This is a genomic window from Paenibacillus sp. BSR1-1, from assembly GCF_030403775.1.
Lineage (GTDB): Bacteria > Bacillota > Bacilli > Bacillales > Cytobacillaceae > Neobacillus.
In genome coordinates, this window is the sequence record NZ_JAQMWQ010000023.1 from 62,704 (window position 1) to 81,347 (window position 18,644).

16 protein-coding genes and 3 pseudogenes are annotated in these 18,644 nt (G+C 35.4%); 13 read left to right on the forward strand and 6 right to left on the reverse strand.

What is annotated here, in order from left to right:
• The first annotated feature begins 35 nt into the window (after window positions 1-35).
• The 10 genes and pseudogenes from PH210_RS23760 to PH210_RS23805 all read left to right on the forward strand — a co-directional run.
• Window positions 36-1,850 carry a polysaccharide biosynthesis protein gene (locus PH210_RS23760; protein ID WP_289988857.1) on the forward strand — a complete coding sequence of 605 codons (1,815 nt, stop codon included), beginning with the start codon at window positions 36-38 and terminating at the stop codon, window positions 1,848-1,850.
• A 24-nt stretch (window positions 1,851-1,874) separates the two neighbouring features.
• Window positions 1,875-2,480 (forward strand): sugar transferase, encoded by a 606-nt coding sequence (locus PH210_RS23765; RefSeq protein ID WP_289988858.1) that lies wholly within the window; start codon window positions 1,875-1,877, stop codon window positions 2,478-2,480.
• A 27-nt stretch (window positions 2,481-2,507) separates the two neighbouring features.
• Window positions 2,508-3,398, forward strand: a complete 891-nt coding sequence (locus tag PH210_RS23770) for an SDR family oxidoreductase (RefSeq protein WP_289988859.1) — start codon at window positions 2,508-2,510, stop codon at window positions 3,396-3,398.
• A 162-nt stretch (window positions 3,399-3,560) separates the two neighbouring features.
• On the forward strand, window positions 3,561-4,328 hold the full coding sequence (locus PH210_RS23775; protein ID WP_289988860.1) for a glycosyltransferase family 2 protein: 768 nt from the start codon (window positions 3,561-3,563) through the stop codon (window positions 4,326-4,328).
• Window positions 4,329-4,357: 29 nt separating this feature from the next.
• The gene (locus PH210_RS23780) at window positions 4,358-5,338 is read left to right on the forward strand and encodes a glycosyltransferase (RefSeq protein ID WP_289988861.1); all 981 of its coding nucleotides are present in this window, start codon (window positions 4,358-4,360) and stop codon (window positions 5,336-5,338) included.
• 1 nt (window position 5,339) lies between these two features.
• On the forward strand, window positions 5,340-6,062 hold the full coding sequence (locus PH210_RS23785; RefSeq protein ID WP_289988862.1) for a glycosyltransferase: 723 nt from the start codon (window positions 5,340-5,342) through the stop codon (window positions 6,060-6,062).
• An 86-nt stretch (window positions 6,063-6,148) separates the two neighbouring features.
• Window positions 6,149-7,906 carry an ABC transporter ATP-binding protein gene (locus tag PH210_RS23790; protein WP_289988863.1) on the forward strand — a complete coding sequence of 586 codons (1,758 nt, stop codon included), beginning with the start codon at window positions 6,149-6,151 and terminating at the stop codon, window positions 7,904-7,906.
• A 42-nt stretch (window positions 7,907-7,948) separates the two neighbouring features.
• Window positions 7,949-8,914, forward strand: coding sequence for a glycosyltransferase family 2 protein (locus PH210_RS23795; protein ID WP_289988864.1), 966 nt, complete (start codon window positions 7,949-7,951; stop codon window positions 8,912-8,914).
• An 821-nt stretch (window positions 8,915-9,735) separates the two neighbouring features.
• Window positions 9,736-9,810 (forward strand): hypothetical protein, encoded by a 75-nt coding sequence (locus PH210_RS23800; protein WP_289988893.1) that lies wholly within the window; start codon window positions 9,736-9,738, stop codon window positions 9,808-9,810.
• Window positions 9,811-9,921, forward strand: a pseudogene (locus PH210_RS23805) (choline-binding protein A); the annotation flags it as partial.
• 326 nt (window positions 9,922-10,247) lie between these two features.
• On the opposite strand, the gene PH210_RS23810 reads toward PH210_RS23805, so the two are convergent.
• The 6 genes from PH210_RS23810 to PH210_RS23835 form a co-directional block, all read right to left on the reverse strand.
• Window positions 10,248-11,414: an acyltransferase family protein gene (locus PH210_RS23810; RefSeq protein ID WP_289988865.1), complete on the reverse strand. Its 1,167-nt coding sequence runs from the start codon at window positions 11,412-11,414 to the stop codon at window positions 10,248-10,250.
• 828 nt (window positions 11,415-12,242) lie between these two features.
• Entirely contained in the window at window positions 12,243-12,404 is a 162-nt protein-coding gene (locus tag PH210_RS23815; protein WP_289988866.1) for a hypothetical protein, read from the reverse strand.
• A gap of 421 nt (window positions 12,405-12,825) precedes the next feature.
• Complete coding sequence (locus PH210_RS23820) at window positions 12,826-13,092, reverse strand: hypothetical protein (RefSeq protein WP_289988867.1); 267 nt, start codon at window positions 13,090-13,092, stop codon at window positions 12,826-12,828.
• Window positions 13,093-13,140: 48 nt separating this feature from the next.
• The gene (locus tag PH210_RS23825) at window positions 13,141-13,407 is read right to left on the reverse strand and encodes a helix-turn-helix domain-containing protein (protein WP_289988868.1); all 267 of its coding nucleotides are present in this window, start codon (window positions 13,405-13,407) and stop codon (window positions 13,141-13,143) included.
• Window positions 13,385-14,047, reverse strand: coding sequence for a competence protein ComK (locus PH210_RS23830; protein ID WP_289988869.1), 663 nt, complete (start codon window positions 14,045-14,047; stop codon window positions 13,385-13,387). The genes PH210_RS23825 and PH210_RS23830 overlap by 23 nt, the downstream gene beginning before the upstream one ends.
• 122 nt (window positions 14,048-14,169) lie before the next feature.
• Entirely contained in the window at window positions 14,170-15,015 is an 846-nt protein-coding gene (locus PH210_RS23835) for a hypothetical protein (protein ID WP_289988870.1), read from the reverse strand.
• A 214-nt stretch (window positions 15,016-15,229) separates the two neighbouring features.
• Between PH210_RS23835 and PH210_RS29820 the strand changes: the two are divergent.
• The 3 genes and pseudogenes from PH210_RS29820 to PH210_RS23845 all read left to right on the forward strand — a co-directional run.
• Window positions 15,230-15,283: pseudogene (locus PH210_RS29820) on the forward strand (hypothetical protein); the annotation flags it as partial.
• 5 nt (window positions 15,284-15,288) lie between these two features.
• Window positions 15,289-15,465: pseudogene (locus tag PH210_RS23840) on the forward strand (hypothetical protein); the annotation flags it as partial.
• Window positions 15,466-15,688: 223 nt separating this feature from the next.
• A complete protein-coding gene (locus tag PH210_RS23845) occupies window positions 15,689-18,400 on the forward strand; it encodes an Ig-like domain-containing protein (RefSeq protein WP_289988871.1) in 2,712 nt (903 codons plus the stop codon).
• Window positions 18,401-18,644: the final 244 nt, after the last annotated feature.

The window sequence follows — 18,644 nt, forward strand, 5'->3', positions numbered from 1 at the left end:
AAATTGATAGTAATAGTAATTAAGGGGGGATTGAGGTGACATACAAGAAAAGAATAACAGCTCTGGTTTTACTGGATTCGGTTATTGTTTTGGCTGCAATCTACTTAAGTTATTTGACCTTTATTCCTGATTTTCAAATTTTTAAGATGTCGATGTTATTGGTGACTTCCCTAACTCTCTTGCTTTGCCATCATTTATTTGCGTTTCTTTATAAGCTCTATAATAAGTCCTGGCAATATGCAAGTGTCGGTGAATTGGTGACTATCATCAAAGTGGTTACCTTCTCTGTTGTAGGCGCTGCCTTACTTCAGAATCTCGTTTACCACAATAAATTTGTAAGAGTTTTGATGATTACGTGGATGCTTCATGTCCTTCTAATTGCTGGGTCGAGGTTTTCGGTAAGAATTTTTCGAGATGGATACATGATTAGCCGAAATAATCTCAATCGAACGCTGATTATTGGTGCGGGTGCGTCAGGAACCATGGTGGTGCGCCAATTGCTCCATAACACTGATGTGGACTTAAAACCGGTCGCATTTATCGATGATGATCCTGCAAAATACAAGCTGGATATCATGGGCATACCGGTAGTTGGGGATTCAAGACGCATTTCTGCAACAGTTGAAAAATACAAAATTGACAATATCGTCATCGCAATTCCTTCTATGCGAAAAAAAGAGTTGAATCATATTTTTGAAGAGTGTTTGAAAACAAATGCGAAGACGCAGATTTTACCAAAACTTGAGGATCTAATGACTGGTAAAATCACGGTAAATCATTTCCGTGAGGTCCAAGTAGAGGATCTTTTGGGAAGAGAACCAGTAGAGTTAGATATTGATATGATTTCAGAGTATATTACCGACAAAACTGTGCTGGTTACAGGTGCTGGCGGCTCGATTGGTTCGGAAATCTGCCGTCAGGTTGCCCTATTTTCTCCACGGAAAATTGTCCTCGTTGGTCACGGTGAAAATAGCATTTATGAGATTGATATGGAGCTTCGATACAAATACTCTTTTGAAATTGTTCCAGTCATCGGTGATATTCAGGACCGTATGCGCATGTTTGAGGTAATGGAGAAGTATAAACCAGATGTAGTCTACCATGCCGCAGCCCATAAGCATGTTCCGATGATGGAGTTTAATCCTAAGGAAGCGGTTAAGAACAATATTTTTGGGACAAGGAATGTGGCGGAAGCGGCTGCAACTTTCGGGGTTCATACGTTTGTTCTCATTTCGTCCGATAAGGCCGTCAACCCGCCGAATATTATGGGAGCAACAAAGCGATTCGCAGAGATGATCATTCAGCAGCTAGAACAGGTCAGCAGCACTAAATTTGTGGCAGTCAGGTTTGGAAATGTTCTTGGCAGCAATGGCAGTGTCATTCCGTTATTCAAAAAGCAAATTCAATCGGGTGGTCCCGTTACAGTGACTCACCCAGAAATGACCAGATATTTCATGACGATTTCGGAAGCTTCCCGTCTCGTTATCCAATCAGGGGCCCTTACAAGGGGCGGGGAAATCTTTGTGTTGGATATGGGGGAACCAGTTAAAATTTTAGATTTAGCCTATAACCTAATTAGGTTGTCTGGATATTCATTAGATGAAATAGGAATTGAATATTCGGGGATTCGTCCTGGTGAAAAGATGTTTGAAGAGCTTCTCAATGAAAGCGAGATTCACGTTGAACAGGTTTTTCCAAAGATTCATATTGGCAAAGCATGTTTAATTAATGCAGAAGTGTTAAGTGGATTATTAGAATCGCTGCTTGAGATGTCTGAAGTGGAATTGCGTGATACGGTAATCCGGATAGCGAACAATCAATTTGAGGCAGCATTATCAGTGGCAAACTAGTTTTAGAATAGAGGTGATAGAGCAGTGATCTATAGAGGATTTTTTAAGCGTGTGCTGGATATTGTTTTTTCGATTATTGGATTATTGTTTTTATCCCCTATTTTTCTATTATTAATGATTTGTATTAAGCTTGATTCGAGCGGTCCTGTGTTTTTTAAACAACAACGTATCGGTAAGGGGCGAGCAGCCTTTTCTATTTATAAATTTAGAACGATGCGGGTTGATGCTCCACATGATATCCCGACACACCTGTTCATGAATCCTAACGACTATATTACTAGGGTTGGCCGGTTTTTACGGAAATCTAGTCTTGATGAATTACCGCAAATTATTAACATCCTTAAAGGTGAAATGAGCTTTATCGGCCCACGTCCTGCCCTCTGGAATCAATATGATTTACTGGAAGCGCGTGATCAAAATGGAGCGAATGATGTGACGCCCGGTCTAACAGGATGGGCGCAAATCAATGGACGTGATGAATTGCCGTTTGATTTGAAGGCATGGCTTGATGGGGAGTATGTTGCGAAGATGGGGTTTGCGTTGGATGCCAAGATATTTTTCTTAACTGTTGCGAATGTCCTTACAGGGAAAGATATCAAGGAAGGGACAAAGGAATCGAAACTTTATTAATAGAATGGCAGCTTTGGAGGAATTGGCATGCTTTTTGTTACAGGAATTACTGGTCATACAGGAAAATGGTTTTTAAAAAGATTAATAGAGGAAAAGTATCCAGGGAAAATTAGGTGCGTTGTCAGGGAACATAGTGATACCTCTCTTCTTGACCAGTCTGGATTTGATATTGAAAAAGTGTATGGAAGCCTTGAAGACCAGCCATTTTTAGAGTCTGTGATGACGGGGGTGGAAACCGTGGTCCATATTGCTTCTATTGTATTTTCAGAAAAGGTTGTCGATGCTGCCATCAAAAATCAGGTGAAATGGGTGGTGCTGGTACATACCACAGGTAGATATTCTAAATATAAAAGTGCTTCGGAAGAGTATATCCGCATCGAGGATGGGATTTTGAAGAAGCTTGACCTAATAGGGATTACGGTATTACGGCCAACGATTATTTATGGGTCATCTGGAGACCGGAATATGTACAAGCTTGTAGACTATTTATTCCGACATCGATTTTTTCCGATGTTCGGCAAGGGCGATAATCTGATGCAGCCTGTCCATGCGCGTGATTTAGGAAATGCCTATTACGATGTGTTGATGTCGAGGGAGAAGACGTTTAATCGGGAATATAACCTGTCCGGTGGAGCGACTATAAAGTATATTGATTTAGTTAGATCTGTGTCTTCGGCTTTGAATCGGAAGAATTCGATTGTAAAAATTCCATTATCACTATCGATTTTGGCGGCCCGTATCTATAATGCTATGACCAAAAATGCGATTATTTCGGTAGAACAGGTCCTGCGGATGCAGGAGGATAAGGACTTTTCGTATGAACAGGCTTCTAGGGATTTTGGCTATTCTCCAATGCCATTTGAAGAGGGAATTAAAGGAGAAGTGGAAGAGTACTTAAGGCTTAGGGGAAATTTGTGATGAAAATCCTTTTTGTCTACAAATATTTTCATCCGGAGCATTTTCGAATCAATGATATTTGTTTTAAGGGTAACTAAGCCATGTTCCACTGAGATTGAAATCAAAAATGGGACAAGTGAATCAAGTATTTTTTAATAGAATGACAGCTTTTGGAGGATTAGAATGCTTGATATTACCATTTCCATCGTCACATACAATAGTGCATTAGATATTGATAATGCATTGGTTAGTATTATTAGTAAGATAGATAAGAGAATAAAATATAAAATCTTTATAGTGGATAATAACTCGAAGGATAATACGTTGTTGATTGTTTCAAAGTACAAAAATAATGTAGAAGTTATTAAGATGAATAAAAATGTTGGCTTTGGTGCAGGGCATAATATTGTGTTGGACCGATTAAATTCAAAATTCCATATTATCGTAAATCCAGACATTATTATAAATAATTCTGTAATCAATGACATGTATGATTATATGGACGAACATTTTAATATTGGACTACTTACACCAAAAGTAAAGTATCCTAATGGAGACATGCAATACCTTTGTAAACGGGATCCTAATTTCTTTGATTTGTTTATTAGGCTGCTTATCCCATTTGCCTTTAAAAAGCGGCAGTCCAGATACATGATGCTCGACAAAAATTATGATGAACCGTTTAAAGTTCCATATGCCACGGGTTGTTTTATGTTCTTCCGTACAGACGTTTTTAAGGAGATTAAAGGCTTTGATGAAAGGTTCTTTCTTCACTTTGAAGATGCCGATATTACTAGGAGAGTAAATGAAAAATCAGAGGTGATTTTCTATCCCTACAATTATGTCATTCATGATTGGAAACGTGAGTCTAAGAAGAAGCTCAGATTAATTCTAATAATGGTTAAATCGGCATTTATGTACTTTAAAAAATGGGGCTTAAGATTTTACTAAATGAGCACTTATTAAGGGGCTGAAAATCATTGAGCAGATTGGTTAGCATAGTAATGGCCACTTATAAACCTAATAAAAATTTTTTAGAAGCCCAGCTTATTAGTATTAATAATCAAGATTATCCGAACATTGAAGTTCTCATCAGAGATGATAGCGCGGATTCGGTTTCATACCAATTAGTTTGTAGTCTTGCTAGAAACTTATTAACGGATAAGAGCTTTTCGATTGAACAAAATGAAAATAATCTAGGTAGTAATAAAACCTTTGAAATTCTTACACAATCTGTAAATGGAGATTACATTGCCTATTGTGATCAAGATGATGTTTGGGAAGAGAATAAGATTAGTATATTAGTAAACAAACTGGAAAGTGAAAACTCTGTATTGTGCTATTCTGATTTATCCATTATTGATTCTCGTGGAAATCATATTGCCAACAGTTTTAAGGATATTAATAAAAGATTAAAGCATGTCTACGGTGACAATCTATTTTCATTTTTCCTTAGAAGAAATAGTGTTACAGGATGCACCATGCTGATAAAAGCAGAGATAGCAAAGAAAAGCATTCCTTTCTGTCATGAATTTTACGTTCATGATCACTGGTTAGCTTTGTGTGCATCAAGCCAAGGGAAGATATCATATGTAAATGAGCCCCTGGTTAAATATAGAATTCATGAGAATAATCAAATTGGGGCTAGTATTTTGAAGGATATACATACTAAGTCTGACTATGTAAATAAAAAGCTTGTCGTGGAGACAAGAAAATACAATTATCTCTTAACCTATTATGAATTTGTTTTTTTTAAAAGGAAGCAAATAGAAGAGTTACGGGATTGGTCACAAAATCGAATGAGATTATTTAATGAAATAAGTATTAGTAACGTCTTTTTATTCTTGAAAGGTTTTAGGATTGATTATCAGTTAACTATTTTTGAGGCAATAATAAAATTTTTACCAGAGAAAGTAATTTCACTGATTTTTAATAGAATTAAGTCAACAAGAGGCGATTAAGATGATATCAATAATTTGTTGTTATAATAATAAATCAGTTTTTGAACAAATGTTAAAAAAGAGTATCGATAATCAAGACATTGAATGCGAATTAATAGGGATAGAAAATGTTAATAACAAATTTACCTCAGCTGCAAGTGCATTGAATTATGGTGCTAGCTTAGCTCAAGGAGATTATTATATTTTTGCTCATCAAGATATAGAGTTCTATGATGAAAACTTCCTAAAATCGATAGTTGAGTATGTGGATTGTAACCAAAATTCTATTATTGGCTTGGCAGGAAGAGATAAAATGGGGATATACTCTAATATTACTCATGGTTCACAACATTTATATGCTGGTAATTTTAAGGTTTTTGGGCCAGTTGAAGTAGAAACTCTAGATGAGTGTTTTATAGCCATGAGTAAGAATGTCTATAATAATCTTAAATTTGATGAAAAAACTTGTAATAATTGGCACCTCTATTCAGTTGATTTATGTCTTACTGCAAAGAAAAGAGGCATAAGGGCAATTGTTGTTCCATTGGAGGCATATCATGCATCAACGGGCTATGTTAGTAAAGATTACTGGAAATCAATGAAGAAGGTTATGGAAAAGCATAAAAAAGACCATTCAAAAATATATTCGACTTGCTCTGTTGTAAGTACCAATACATTTAAATATTGGTATTTTAGACTACTAGGGAAGGTAAAAATAGTCGCAAAAAAAATCCTTCATATTTAGTTCCATAATTATTGTTAATTTAGGTTATGGAGATTTAATTAATGGGGGAAATTCTATTTTTAATAATATCTTAGGTGATTTCATAGATGAATTTAATACCAAAGGTTCTACAATTATTTAATAAGAAAGAGAAAAAAAGTTTTTACTTCTTATTTATTCTCATGCTTATTTCAACTTTATTTGAAACAATCGGCATAGGTCTCATTGTTCCGTTTGTTGCAATTGTAACTAATCCTAAACTGATTCATGACCACTTTCTCTTATCCAAGATCTATCAATTTTTTCATTTTCAGTCGAATACTGGTTTCCTTATTTTTACCACGATGGTATTACTATCTGTTTTTTTTATGAAGAATTTGTATTTAATATACTCTCAATATATACAGTACCGGTTTATATTTCAGCAACAAATAAAGTTATCAAAAAGATTGCTTCATCATTATTTAACTAGTCAGTATGAGTTTCATCTTCAGAGAAATTCATCTGAACTTCTTCGAAATGTAAATTTCGAGGTACCTAGAATATTTAATCAAGTTTTAATCCCCATATTAATGATAATCAGTGAACTGCTTGTTATTACAGGTATAACAATTCTATTAATAATAAATTCTCCAATTCAAACATTAATCTCTGTTGTCATACTTGGAGGCTGTACTGGAATATTTTTAAGGTTATTTCGGAATAAATTAAATAAGATTGGAAAGAAACAACAAAAGTCAAATGGAGAGATGATTAAATGGATTAACCAAGGATTAGGTTCTGTAAAGGAAGTAAAAGTTAGCGGTAGGGAAAAGTTTTTTATAGATTCTTTTGTTGAACAAAGTGAAGAGTTCTCAAAATCAATGAGGTTTTTCAATATCTTAAACCAAATTCCAAGAATGTTTATTGAGACTATTGTTGTGGCAACTATCCTTATTACAATGTTAATGATTATTTTAAAGGGGGAGGATTCAACAACTTTACTTTCAACCATGGCATTATTTGCAATGGGGGCATTTCGATTAATGCCTTCTATAAATAGGATGGTCGGAGCAATTACCGCTATTCGATTTAATATGCCTGCCTTAGATGTAATTCACAATGAATTGGTTGGAAGCAATCCATTGGAGTCTATTTCCTCGTATCAGCACGACAAAGAAGAAAATATTCAAGAAAAATTCTTTAAAAATGAAATAAAAATGAAAAACATTTTTTATAGATATCCGAATCAAGAAAATTATTCAATAAAAGATCTATCATTGAAAGTTCCAATTGGAAAATCAATTGCAATTATAGGATCATCGGGTGCGGGAAAAACAACAATTGTTGATATTATACTTGGGATACTTGAACCGGAGAAGGGGGAAGTTCTAATTGATGGTGTAGAGCTCAAGAACATTTTGCCTATTTGGAAAAGAAAAATTGGTTATATTCCCCAATCGATTTATTTATCTGATGATTCCATTAGGAAAAACGTAGCTTTTGGAATAAAAGAGAATGAAATTAATGATGAGTCAGTTTGGCGAGCATTAAAAGATGCTCAATTAATGAATTTTGTATTAGAGCTTCCTAATGGTTTAGAAACGAATATTGGTGAAAGAGGGGTTAGACTTTCAGGTGGACAGCGACAACGTATTGGCATCGCGCGTGCGTTGTATCATAATCCCGAAGTTTTATTCCTTGATGAGGCTACTTCTTCTTTAGACAACCATACCGAAAATGAAATTATGAAGGCAATCGATGGACTTAAGGGTGAAAAAACAATTATTATCATTGCTCACCGATTAAGTACTATTGAAAAATGTGACTTTGTTTATGAACTAGTTAATGGAAAAATGCAAGTAAAGGAAAACTCCACATGCTAATTATGTTCACTTTTAATATAAACCATAAAGGGGAGAGTTCTAATGAATTTTTCTATTTCAATAGCATTGTGTACCTATAATGGGGAAAGGTTCCTTGAGGAGCAATTAGAGAGCATTTTAAAACAATCCCGTTTACCAGAAGAACTAGTAGTTTGTGATGATTGTTCGTCAGACGGTACAATTGAGATACTAGAAAGGTTTAAAAAGGTTAGTCCCTTTCGTGTATATATATATAATAATGTGAAAAATTTACGAAGTACAAAAAATTTTCAAAATTGTATTTCCTTGTGTAACGGAGATATTATATTTTTGTGCGATCAAGATGACTATTGGAATATGGATAAATTAGAAAAGATAGAACGGGAGTTTATTAACAATAAAGATACTAAACTCGTATTTACTAATGCTTTAATTGTTGATGAAAATTTAACACCATTAGGTTACTCTGCTTGGGAAACCTTCCAGGTAGGAGAAGAAGAATTGGCAAAGATCAAAAATAACCCCTTCGAATTATTATTCTACGGAAACAAAATTACTGGAGCAACAATGGCATTTCGAAAAGATTGTTTACATATCCATGAATATCCTAATAATTGGATTCACGATGGATGGATTTCTATTTTAATTGCCTATCAATATCCTAATGGAATTAAATATCTTAGAGAAGAATTAATTCTATACAGGCAACATGGTGGAAATCAAATTGGTGGATTAAGAGTTGAAAAAAATCCATATGATAGAACATTTAAAAATAATAAAATACTTATTGATGAGCAATTCAATTATTTTAAAACGTTAAAAGATGAAGTTAGTAAACTACCGATAACGAATAGAAAATATGTGCAATTATTGGATAACAGACTTAGGCATTTGAAGAATCGAAATAGTTTAAGCATTAATTTTCTTAAAAAGTTACCTATTATTTTTAAAGAGTTAGTTACCCTCAGATATTTTCGGTACTCAAATGGATTTCGTTCAGCAATAAAAGATATGTTTATCACACGATAATTCCTTCTTTAATATTGGTGAACGATTAATTACTGGGGTATATGGAAGGGGTAAGTCTAAAAGTATCCTATTCTTGACGACTTCATCTATACCATTAATCTGAATTTTAATTTTTTACTAGAATTTATGATCAGTTTTTTATAAATGTTAGTCAATTTAGTACGATCACTTAAATTGAAGAGTTTAATAAACTTAACTTAGGAGAACTAAGTTTCTCGGGCTAGTAATTTTGTTGAGTAAAGTCTTATTGTTATTTAAAATATTTGCTCAAATTAATTTTTATTGCTGGTATTTTTTCAAGAGTAATTATGGGATTCTCGCCAACTATATTTGCCTCTTCTTTGAGAATAGCAATCTTTTTACGTGGTTCATTGATTATTTGTAATCTTTTCTTGATAAAGTAATTGAAGAAATTTAAATGAGCATAAGTTGAATGGTTTTTTAATGAAGATTAAATCAAGCGGGAGGAATTCTTCCGTACTTACAAACAAAACAAATTAAAAGAATTAGACCAGAACCACAAAGGAACTGGTCTAATTCTTTTACAATTTTAGAAACAATCAATCGACATTTCTAAGAAAGACTCTTAGATACAAGAGCCACAAATAGACCAATTTTAGAACAAATATGCATCACTTCAAAAATATTGTCTCCATTATATTCTACATAATCAGTCATTTCGCTAACTATTACAAAATAATATTTTATTAATACCTTAATTTTAACTAAAGAATTAGAATTAAGGCAAATTGAGGAGAGAACCATGGGAACGTTTAAAATTGAAAAGATATCCTTCCATATTTACAGGAAGAACTTCATGCGTGGATATCACGGAATCGAATGGTACATGGTACTACCTAAAGTCCACAGGTGTAATGGCAACTAACTGGTTATAAGAAAATAACAAATGGTACTATCTAGATGGAACTGGAGTAATGCAAACTGGTTGGGTGAAGATCAGTGGAAAGTGGTTTTACTTTAATTCTAATGGGGTTTGGGTGAAATAATAATGATAGATAAACAACCTCAATGACGACATTGGGGTTGTTTTATTAGCCGATACACATTACATACCTCTAATATCCCTAATTTGTAAACAAAACATCGTTCAGAATGAAAGACTGCCATTTCTACTTCTATAGAACCTGCATACGACACCCGTTAGTTGTGTAAAAGCACTTTTTCAGGATAAAATCGAACTCGGAGATTTGAATTCCTAACCCATCCACTCAAGAATTCTGCGCTCGCCAAACCGGTTTACGTTCCCATTTCAATTACTCATTAAATAACAAACACTCTACTTTGTGTTGTAGAGTGTTTATTATTTTTAGGATTATGATGCGATTGAAGTATCTTTATCTAATTTACTTCTCTTATTTACTAAAAACCTTCTGCCTATTTTTATAAACGGTAATTCAATGTATTTATAACCTAACCAAGATATAAGAATTGAACAGATAAACGCAAAAGCCAGTATTACAATTGTAGGAAAATACGTGGAAAAGATATTTAAGAATGAAATTAATATAATCACATGAAATAAATATAAACTATACGATATTTTACCAAGAAAAAATATTGGCTTTTTTAATAAAAACTTAGATGCTTTTTTGGAAGATAGTGCAAAAATAATAAAAACGCATGCTCCTAAAGTAATCGACCATTCATCAATAAATGTGTTGTGTAATCCCCGATGATTGAATAAAAGCCATGAAAAAGTGTAACAAATTAAGCCACATATTAGCAAAAGACTCTTTAGCATTGTTGATGATGATTGATACAATTTTTGTATATCGTTTTTATGTTTTGCTAACAAACTACCTAAAACGAACATCGAGCAGTAATGTAAAGTAATTACATAACTTGTAGATGTTATGTCTACCCAAAAATGTTTTCTCAAAAGTAGTGCAACAAAAGAAGAGGCTACACTCAAAAATACACAAAATATCCAATGTTTTTTTTTCACTAGTAGGATTAAAAATGGGAAAATTATTGAGATTCGCATTTCATGAACTAAAGACCACAAAACCGGGTCAATATCATTGGCATCAAAGTTCCCAAAAATAATTACGTGCTGCAGAAATAAAAGTAAATTAGACTTTGTACTCCAAGCGTTTTGTACCCAATGGCTTAATCCTTGTAAATTTCCGCTATTAAAATATAGTTTAGCGAAAAAAGCTAAAATTACTGCAAAAATAAACGGAGGATATAATCTAAAAAATCTCTTTAACAGAAAAGATCTGTATGAAACTTCGGAGTTGTTTTTAAGGAAAGCTAAAGAAAGAACAAATCCGCTTAAGACAAAGAATAATATTACACTTTCATGCCCACCGAAAAAAATGTGTAGGGGAGAGTATTTAAAAATATTAGGAAAAAATTTATAGCCGTGATTATAAGTATCGATTTCTATCACCTTGAATACTAATAGAAAGTGACTAAATAATACGGCCAAAGCAGCTAATCCCCTTAATGAGTCTAATTCCTCATAACGATTACTCATATGTGTTATCCCTCTTTTTTCATTAATCACAACCCTTTGAATATACTTTTTATTACAAAAGGAGTCAATAGTAGTAATTTATTACCATAAAAAATAATAGTTTTAAACAATTATAAAACCGGCTTATAATTTATGATGGTTAGAATTGATTCACCATCTTGAGGCTGTTGCATTAGCAATATAGTTTTGCCCTAAATCAATTGTATCTCCGAAATTACTAGTTAAAATTAAAATATTATTATCAGTACTATTTGAACCCAATCTAATTGCAATTGTGTGGGTACCGCTTGTTGCTCCTCCTAGCGCAAAGTGCTTTGGATTTTAATATTTTTACATTCCATTTTTCTCCCACAGGTGGTGTTATAGTAACCATTGTAAAAGAGCCTGCGGCCACGTTTAAATTTTGAGAATAATCATTTGAACTTAATCTTACTTTTCTGCCAGTTATTGGTGGACTTTGTTGAGCTTTGTTAGTTTTGTAGAGTGTTGAGTTGATAGACTGAAAAAAGGAACATCTTCTGAAGCTATTATTCGTCAATTTTCATAAGGAAAAAAGATGAGAGCTGTTGTTATACCAAGGTTGAGCCTTTAACTAATCAAACGATTATTTAACTGACAAAAAATTCATTCCCTATTAAAGAAAAACCTTAAACAGCAGGGGTTTGGGCATATTTAATCAAATGATTAATAAATTTTGTTTGAAGGGGATTTTGTAGAATATAGTTGGTACTATAGGAGCATGGGGACGGTACTATCTATGAAGGACATAACTGTATTTAAACCATGTGAACCGTCCCTGTGGCATCTCGTGGATTATGTGACATTAATTTATGATTTCTTAGGTTTATTTGCCTTTTTAATTATTTCTTCAAGGATGCCTTGTTCTTTAATTATCTCGAATAGTTCTGCAGGAGACATATCAAGGTTTAAAGCTATATTTGTGAAGGTTTCTAGACTAGGTAAATTTTTCCCTGTTTCTATGTTACTCATGGCATTTCTTCCGATATTGCATCGAAAACCTTATTCCTCTTGGGACAATTTTTTATAACGTCTTAATTTCACTATTAATTTGCCGAATTTTACAGTGTCATAATTCAAGGGGATTCTCCTTTTTATCCCATTAGATAATGGGAAAGAAGAATAGACCACGTAGTATACTAGACAAAAGTTTACTTAGGGAAACATTTTTGTTGTACTCCCATATCAGAGTGTCTTTGAAGTAAACGTACTTTATTTTTCAGAAGGCAAAAGCTGTAATAATATGTAGAAGTTAGCCGCTAATAATTCAGGCCATCAGCCTCAATTAGGTTTGCCTAATATGCTAAAGAGCCATTACTAAGAAGTAATGGCTCTGTTTTGAATCAAAAGACTGGAGATAGGACCATTCTAGACAATAGGTGATATATATTTTTTATATTAGGCCTGGGTAATTGTAACATTTCGCTTCATTTATCATGCCGAAATCTTTTTTAGAAAAATGAGGGAATAGGTCCAGACTAATTTCCCTTAAAAAACTGTATTCTGCGTTATGTGTAATGATAAGCTCCTTAGACGTGGCAAGATTGCCGTCAGTATATTTTCCTATTTGATTAATCATATCAGCCATCGATTTCCCTTTTAGATAATATTCATCGGTAAAGCCCAGTTTATCTGTGAAATATAAAATAAAGTAACTCATAACGTCGACCCCCAGCCGCTCCATAATTAGTAAACTTAATCTTCTAATCTATTTAGTAAAACCACAATATCCATTAATTGGAATAAATTCTTGGTCTTTTTCGATTTCTATCATAAATTCTGAAGCTCTCATCCCAAGCCCGGAAGCAAGGGCTAAGATGGAGATAAAACCAGGCAGTTTTAGATTTCTTTCAATGAGGCTAATATAGGAGCGATCCAAACCGCTACGTTCGGCGAGTTCTTCCTGCGATAGATTCCGTTCCTTTCGTAGCCTTCTTAATGTCATCCCGAAATCAATGTTCCAATGATAATCCAACAGGGTGCTCCTCCTTTGATAAGAAGTTATCGAATAACCAGTTATCCTTATTATTTTTTTCTTCTTCTAAAACTCCAAAGTTGTATTTTCCTGACTTTTCCTTGAGAAGCTGGTGTCTTTTTGGCGGTTCCAGATAATAATGAATCGGACTTGGATGAGTCCCTCTTTCAATCGCAAGTCGTTTTAAATGTTTGGCTTTCTGAAGTTTTTCATTAAAAGGAGCTAGTTTTGTATCAACAATGATGAAATGGCCATTGCTCAATTCTACCTCCGTCTTAGTTCCGGTGGCTTTGGTGTTGATAATATGTTCAGGATTAAACCAGATACAGTCTATTTTATTTGGTGATTTACTTGGAAAAAGGCAAATGCCTTGATAGGGATTCACCTTGATGGGACATTTCATGGTTTTATTTAGAACGGATTTTGCCCCTATTATTGCTCCACGTAGATCAAAGCCTATGTATTGTAATGTATCATCCAATAGATGTAGAGGAGTTTTGTCCACCAGAAAAGTCGTTTTTCCTGCCATGATTCTTGAACACGGTTTCCCGTATTGGTCGTATTCACCCATCATTAATATCACTTTCTTCTCAATAAAGTAACGTTTAATATTAATCGTACTCCACTCCTTAAACCGCAATAGATTAAAAGCATTTACCTTCTACTATCTCTGTAATGGACAATGAAGAAAAAAACGATAGAGCTGTTTCGATTGTTATAGAATTCCATCTCTCCTTTGCCGAGGACCATTGATCCGTATTTTCATGAGTTAAGCCAATTCCAGTTTGGGTCAATGCCGTCTATAAAAGAAAGGGGACTTCTCGTTACTGGAACCATTGCAGCGATCTTCTCCGAATAGAGCTTCATAAATTTGTTGTCTAGGATTCCATAAAAGTAGGCGATAGGATTTTTAACGCCATTGGTCAATTTCATTTTTCTAAGCAGTTGTCTAAAGGATTGGAGCGAGATATCTAGGACGGCATCTGTATCATTCTGACACTCAAAGCGGAAAGCAGCAATTTGCACCATATGCCAATATTCTTCAATCGTTTTGGCTTCGGAGAAAAAGCATTTTACCAACTGGACAAAAGGCTGCGGGATTCGGTTGCTGACAAAATTGTGATCCAATTGTTGTTCAGACGTTTCGTTACGTTTATTTATCTTTTGTTCTTTTTCTGTTCTTAAAAGATTACTAGTTTTATTATGGTGGTTCATTTTTTCCTCTTTGGGTGGTTCACTGGAGGGAAAACGATTAAATTGATATAGGTTGCTGGACTGCGAGCCGTTTTTCCTTTCTGTTTCAAAGACTGTGATGATTCCCAATACCTTTGCTTTTAGAATCATCCGTTTAAAGGTAGACCTTGAGATGCCATTCTCCTGGTATTGCTCGTGAATGGATTTTAAAATGGTCCCGATCTTGGCATTGCATACCCCTGGGATTTTGGCTGCAAAGCGCACGAGCCTTTTTAATCCGATTATTTCTCCTTTTGTAAACGCATGCTTATGCTCCAATAACCACATCTCAATATGATAATTGAATTCCTGAAGGGAACTGAATTGTGAGTAATGCTGAAATCCTCCGGTATAGCCAGATTTAATGCCTGCCATTTAGGACACCCTTTCATCGTTTTTCTGCACTCTACGATATCGGGTTTGGCTGAGTAAATCGAATTCGCATTTTTCATTTTTGAGGCCTATTTTCGTACGAAACATCAAAAAAAGCCCTCAAAAAATCATTTTTGAAGGCTTTTTTTGCAATTTGGTGCGTTTTCTCTATTATTTTTACACGGTTTAAACCCCTATGGGGGAAAGCTAGAGAAAAGGCTGGCATAAGGATGGGGCATCATGGTACTACTTTGATCAGTCTGGTGCTATGAAGACTGGCTGCAGCTTGGTACAATTTGGTATTACTTTAAGAGCGGCGGGGCAATGGAAACCGGTTGGTTGAAGTCAGGTACTACTTGGTATTACTTTAATACAAGCGGCGCTATGCAGACTGGCAAGGTAAAGATTTCTGGCAAATGGTATACCTTAGATAAAAATGGGGTATTGAAGTAGCCCCTTCCGGTTTACTTAAAGCTTTAGATAATTTTTAAATAGGGGTCCTTAAAATAAGGGATTCCTATTTTTTTGACTTATTCAAGTGTCAGTCATCCCCAAAACTTGTCGAATACATTCAGATGTGGGACACCATAATATCCTCGATTTTTGGAAAAAATGAGGAAAATTTACAGGAAAAGAAGTATTATTAAGATATGAAACTATGAGAGAGGATTTTTTTATGAGAAAACTATTAATCTACCTGATTGCAATCGCCGTCTTTTTGGGAGTTGTTCCAAGTTATAAAGAGGCAGAAACGATTGCGACAGAGCCACAGCTTCAAGTAAAGTTAAGAAATTTTTTAGGTAATCCTTCAAGTATTTCATTAAAGATAGTAGGAAGCTACTATTTAAATGAGGATCCTGCGAACCTATTAACCAATGATCGAAGTTATACAGTGAGGGTTGAGGATGGAACACTCGGACTATATGATGGAACTACGAAATTAGCTTCAGGGAGCAATCTATCGATCACTCCGGTTAAAAGTAATGACCATGCCTTCATTAATAACCGTGAATACGCCGGTAGTTTTCTTTTTACCGTTGAAGAGGAGCAATTTGTTAGACCGATTAATACTATTAATCTCGAAGATTATGTGAAAAGTGTTGTTCCTTATGAAATGTGGGCGTCTTGGGGGAAGGAAGCCCTGAAGGCACAGGCGGTTGCAGCGCGAACTTATGCCTATTATCGTTTGAATCAGGTAATCAATGATACTACCACTTTTCAGGTATATGGGGGCGTGACGGGCCAAGATTCTAGGACATCTGAGGCAGTCGACGAGACTGAAGGCCAAATCTTAACCTACAATGGGAAGGTCATTGACGCAGTTTTCTCAGCCTCAAACGGAGGGAAAACTGAAAATCAATTTAATGTCAAGGACCCCATTTCACTTCCGTATTTTAAAGTTCAAACCGACGAGTACGATACAACCCTTACCTGGAATGCCATCTTACATAAACAGCAAATCGATGTCACTTCATTGGACCTCAAAGATCCAGAAAGCTGGTGGGAATCCACAAATGAAATAGATGCCGTGTACACGAGCAACATAAAAAAATGGATGTTGAATTATCTACCAGGATTGAGTGGTAAGCAAATTAAAATTGTTGGCATCCCTAAGGTTTCCTTCTACGAGCAAACCGAAAGCGGACGATTTTCAAAAAGTAATCTATCCCTTGAGTTTTTTGTAAAAGACGTAATCAATTCAACTGGGGAGCTTGAACTTCAAACTGTGAATATCAACAACCAGCTTGCGGACAATATGCGCTCGATTATCAGTTCCAAAGATCTAACTAGCAATCTGTTTTCCATCGACGAAACCGAGGATGCATTTGTATTTTCTGGATCAGGGAACGGACATGGTGTGGGATTAAGTCAACATGGCGCTAATCACCGTGCTGCTGCAGGAATTCTTTACAAAGACATATTATCCTTTTATTATCCAGGTACTATCTTAACCAAACAATATGCCATCCCACCTGAACCTGTTAAAGTAAACGGGGTAACAGATAAAGATACGATTGTCACAGGGACAGCGGAAGCTGGATCGACAGTAGAAGTAAAAGTGAATGGCTCGATGATTGGATCAGGAACTGCAGGCACGGCTGGTAAGTTTGCCATAACGATTCCAATCCAAAAAGCAGGTACAGAATTAGTTTTCACGGCAACAGATAAGGGTGGAAATGTAAGTGAAGGAACCACTGTTGCAGTAAAAGATGTGACGGCACCATCAAAACCAGTTGTAAATGTGGTAACAGATAAAGATAACTCCGTAACAGGTGAAACTGAAGCTGGAGCCAAGGTTGAAGTAAAAGTAGAAGGAGCATTAATTGGAAATGGAGAAAGCGGACCAGACGGAAAGTTTACTGTGACCATTCCGGTTCAAAAAGATGGAACGGAATTAGCTTTAACGGCCACCGACAAGGTTGGAAACGTAAGTGAAACGACCATTGTAGTAGTAAAAGATGGAACGGCTCCTGTTAAACCAGTGGTTAATGAAGTAACGGATAAAGATACTTCTGTAACCGGTCAGACAGAAGCAGGATCAAAAGTGGAAGTGAAAGTTAACGGTACAGTGATTGGAACAGGATTTGCCGGAGAAGATGGCAAATTTACTGTAACCATTCCAGTACAAAAAGCTGGCACTGAATTAGTTTTATCGGCGGTAGACAAAGCTGGAAATATAAGTGAAGTAACCACTGTAGCTGTTAAAGATGTAACTGCACCATCACAACCAGTAGTAAACGTAGTAACCAATAAAGACACTACAGTAACAGGTAATGCGGAAGCTGGTTCAAAGGTAGAAGTTAATGTCAACGGTACCGTTATCGGTACAGGAACCGTTCAAGCGGATGGCAAGTTTTCTGTTTCCATCCTAGTACAGAAGAAAGGGACTGAAATGATCGTAACGGTAACCGACCTTGCTGGTAATAGGAGTGAAGGAACTAGAATTATTGTTACAGCCAAGTCCGGCTGGGTAAAGGAAAACGGCATCTGGCATTACTACGACCTGAAAACTGGTGAAGAAATCAAAGGCTGGTTTAACGAAGGGACAAAATGGTATTACTTTGATCAAACTGGTGCCATGAAAACCGGCTGGTTGCAGCTTGGTACAACCTGGTATTACTTCGATCAGGCTGGTGCCATGAAAACAGGCTGGCAGCAGCTTGGTGCAACTTGGTATTACTTTAAGAGCAGCAGGGCAATGCAAACCGGTTGGTTGCAGCTTGGTACAACCTGGTATTACTTCAAGGGCAACGGGGCAATGCAAACCGGTTGGTTGAAGTCAGGTTCAAAATGGTATTACTTTAATACAAGCGGCGCTATGCAGACTGGTAAGGTAAAGATCTATGGCAAATGGTATACCTTTGATAAAAATGGGGTAATGAAGTAACCCATCAAGTTTATTAAGAGTACGGATATATAATTAAAAGTAGGAATCCCTAAAAAGGGATTCCTATTTTTTACTAGATGGGAAGGACCAAAGGGACGGTTCTCGAGGCTTTTTTTGAAAAATGATAACCTTTTCCTCAAACAAATGCTAATTGTTTGGTTATTGCTAACCGAAAGTAGACTGCTAAATCCTAGATAGAATATTAAGAGATTTTGTTCGCTAAGATGGTAACAATTGTGCTAAG

Coding starts and splice junctions, on each gene's coding strand:
- PH210_RS23835 (WP_289988870.1), bottom strand. CDS start 15,015: ATGGCAGGCATTAAATCTGGCTATACCGGAGGATTTCAGCATTACTCA.
- PH210_RS23775 (WP_289988860.1), top strand. CDS start 3,561: ATGCTTGATATTACCATTTCCATCGTCACATACAATAGTGCATTAGAT.
- PH210_RS23820 (WP_289988867.1), bottom strand. CDS start 13,092: ATGAGTTACTTTATTTTATATTTCACAGATAAACTGGGCTTTACCGAT.
- PH210_RS23785 (WP_289988862.1), top strand. CDS start 5,340: ATGATATCAATAATTTGTTGTTATAATAATAAATCAGTTTTTGAACAA.
- PH210_RS23810 (WP_289988865.1), bottom strand. CDS start 11,414: ATGAGTAATCGTTATGAGGAATTAGACTCATTAAGGGGATTAGCTGCT.
- PH210_RS23845 (WP_289988871.1), top strand. CDS start 15,689: ATGAGAAAACTATTAATCTACCTGATTGCAATCGCCGTCTTTTTGGGA.
- PH210_RS23815 (WP_289988866.1), bottom strand. CDS start 12,404: ATGAGTAACATAGAAACAGGGAAAAATTTACCTAGTCTAGAAACCTTC.
- PH210_RS23795 (WP_289988864.1), top strand. CDS start 7,949: ATGAATTTTTCTATTTCAATAGCATTGTGTACCTATAATGGGGAAAGG.
- PH210_RS23790 (WP_289988863.1), top strand. CDS start 6,149: ATGAATTTAATACCAAAGGTTCTACAATTATTTAATAAGAAAGAGAAA.
- PH210_RS23770 (WP_289988859.1), top strand. CDS start 2,508: ATGCTTTTTGTTACAGGAATTACTGGTCATACAGGAAAATGGTTTTTA.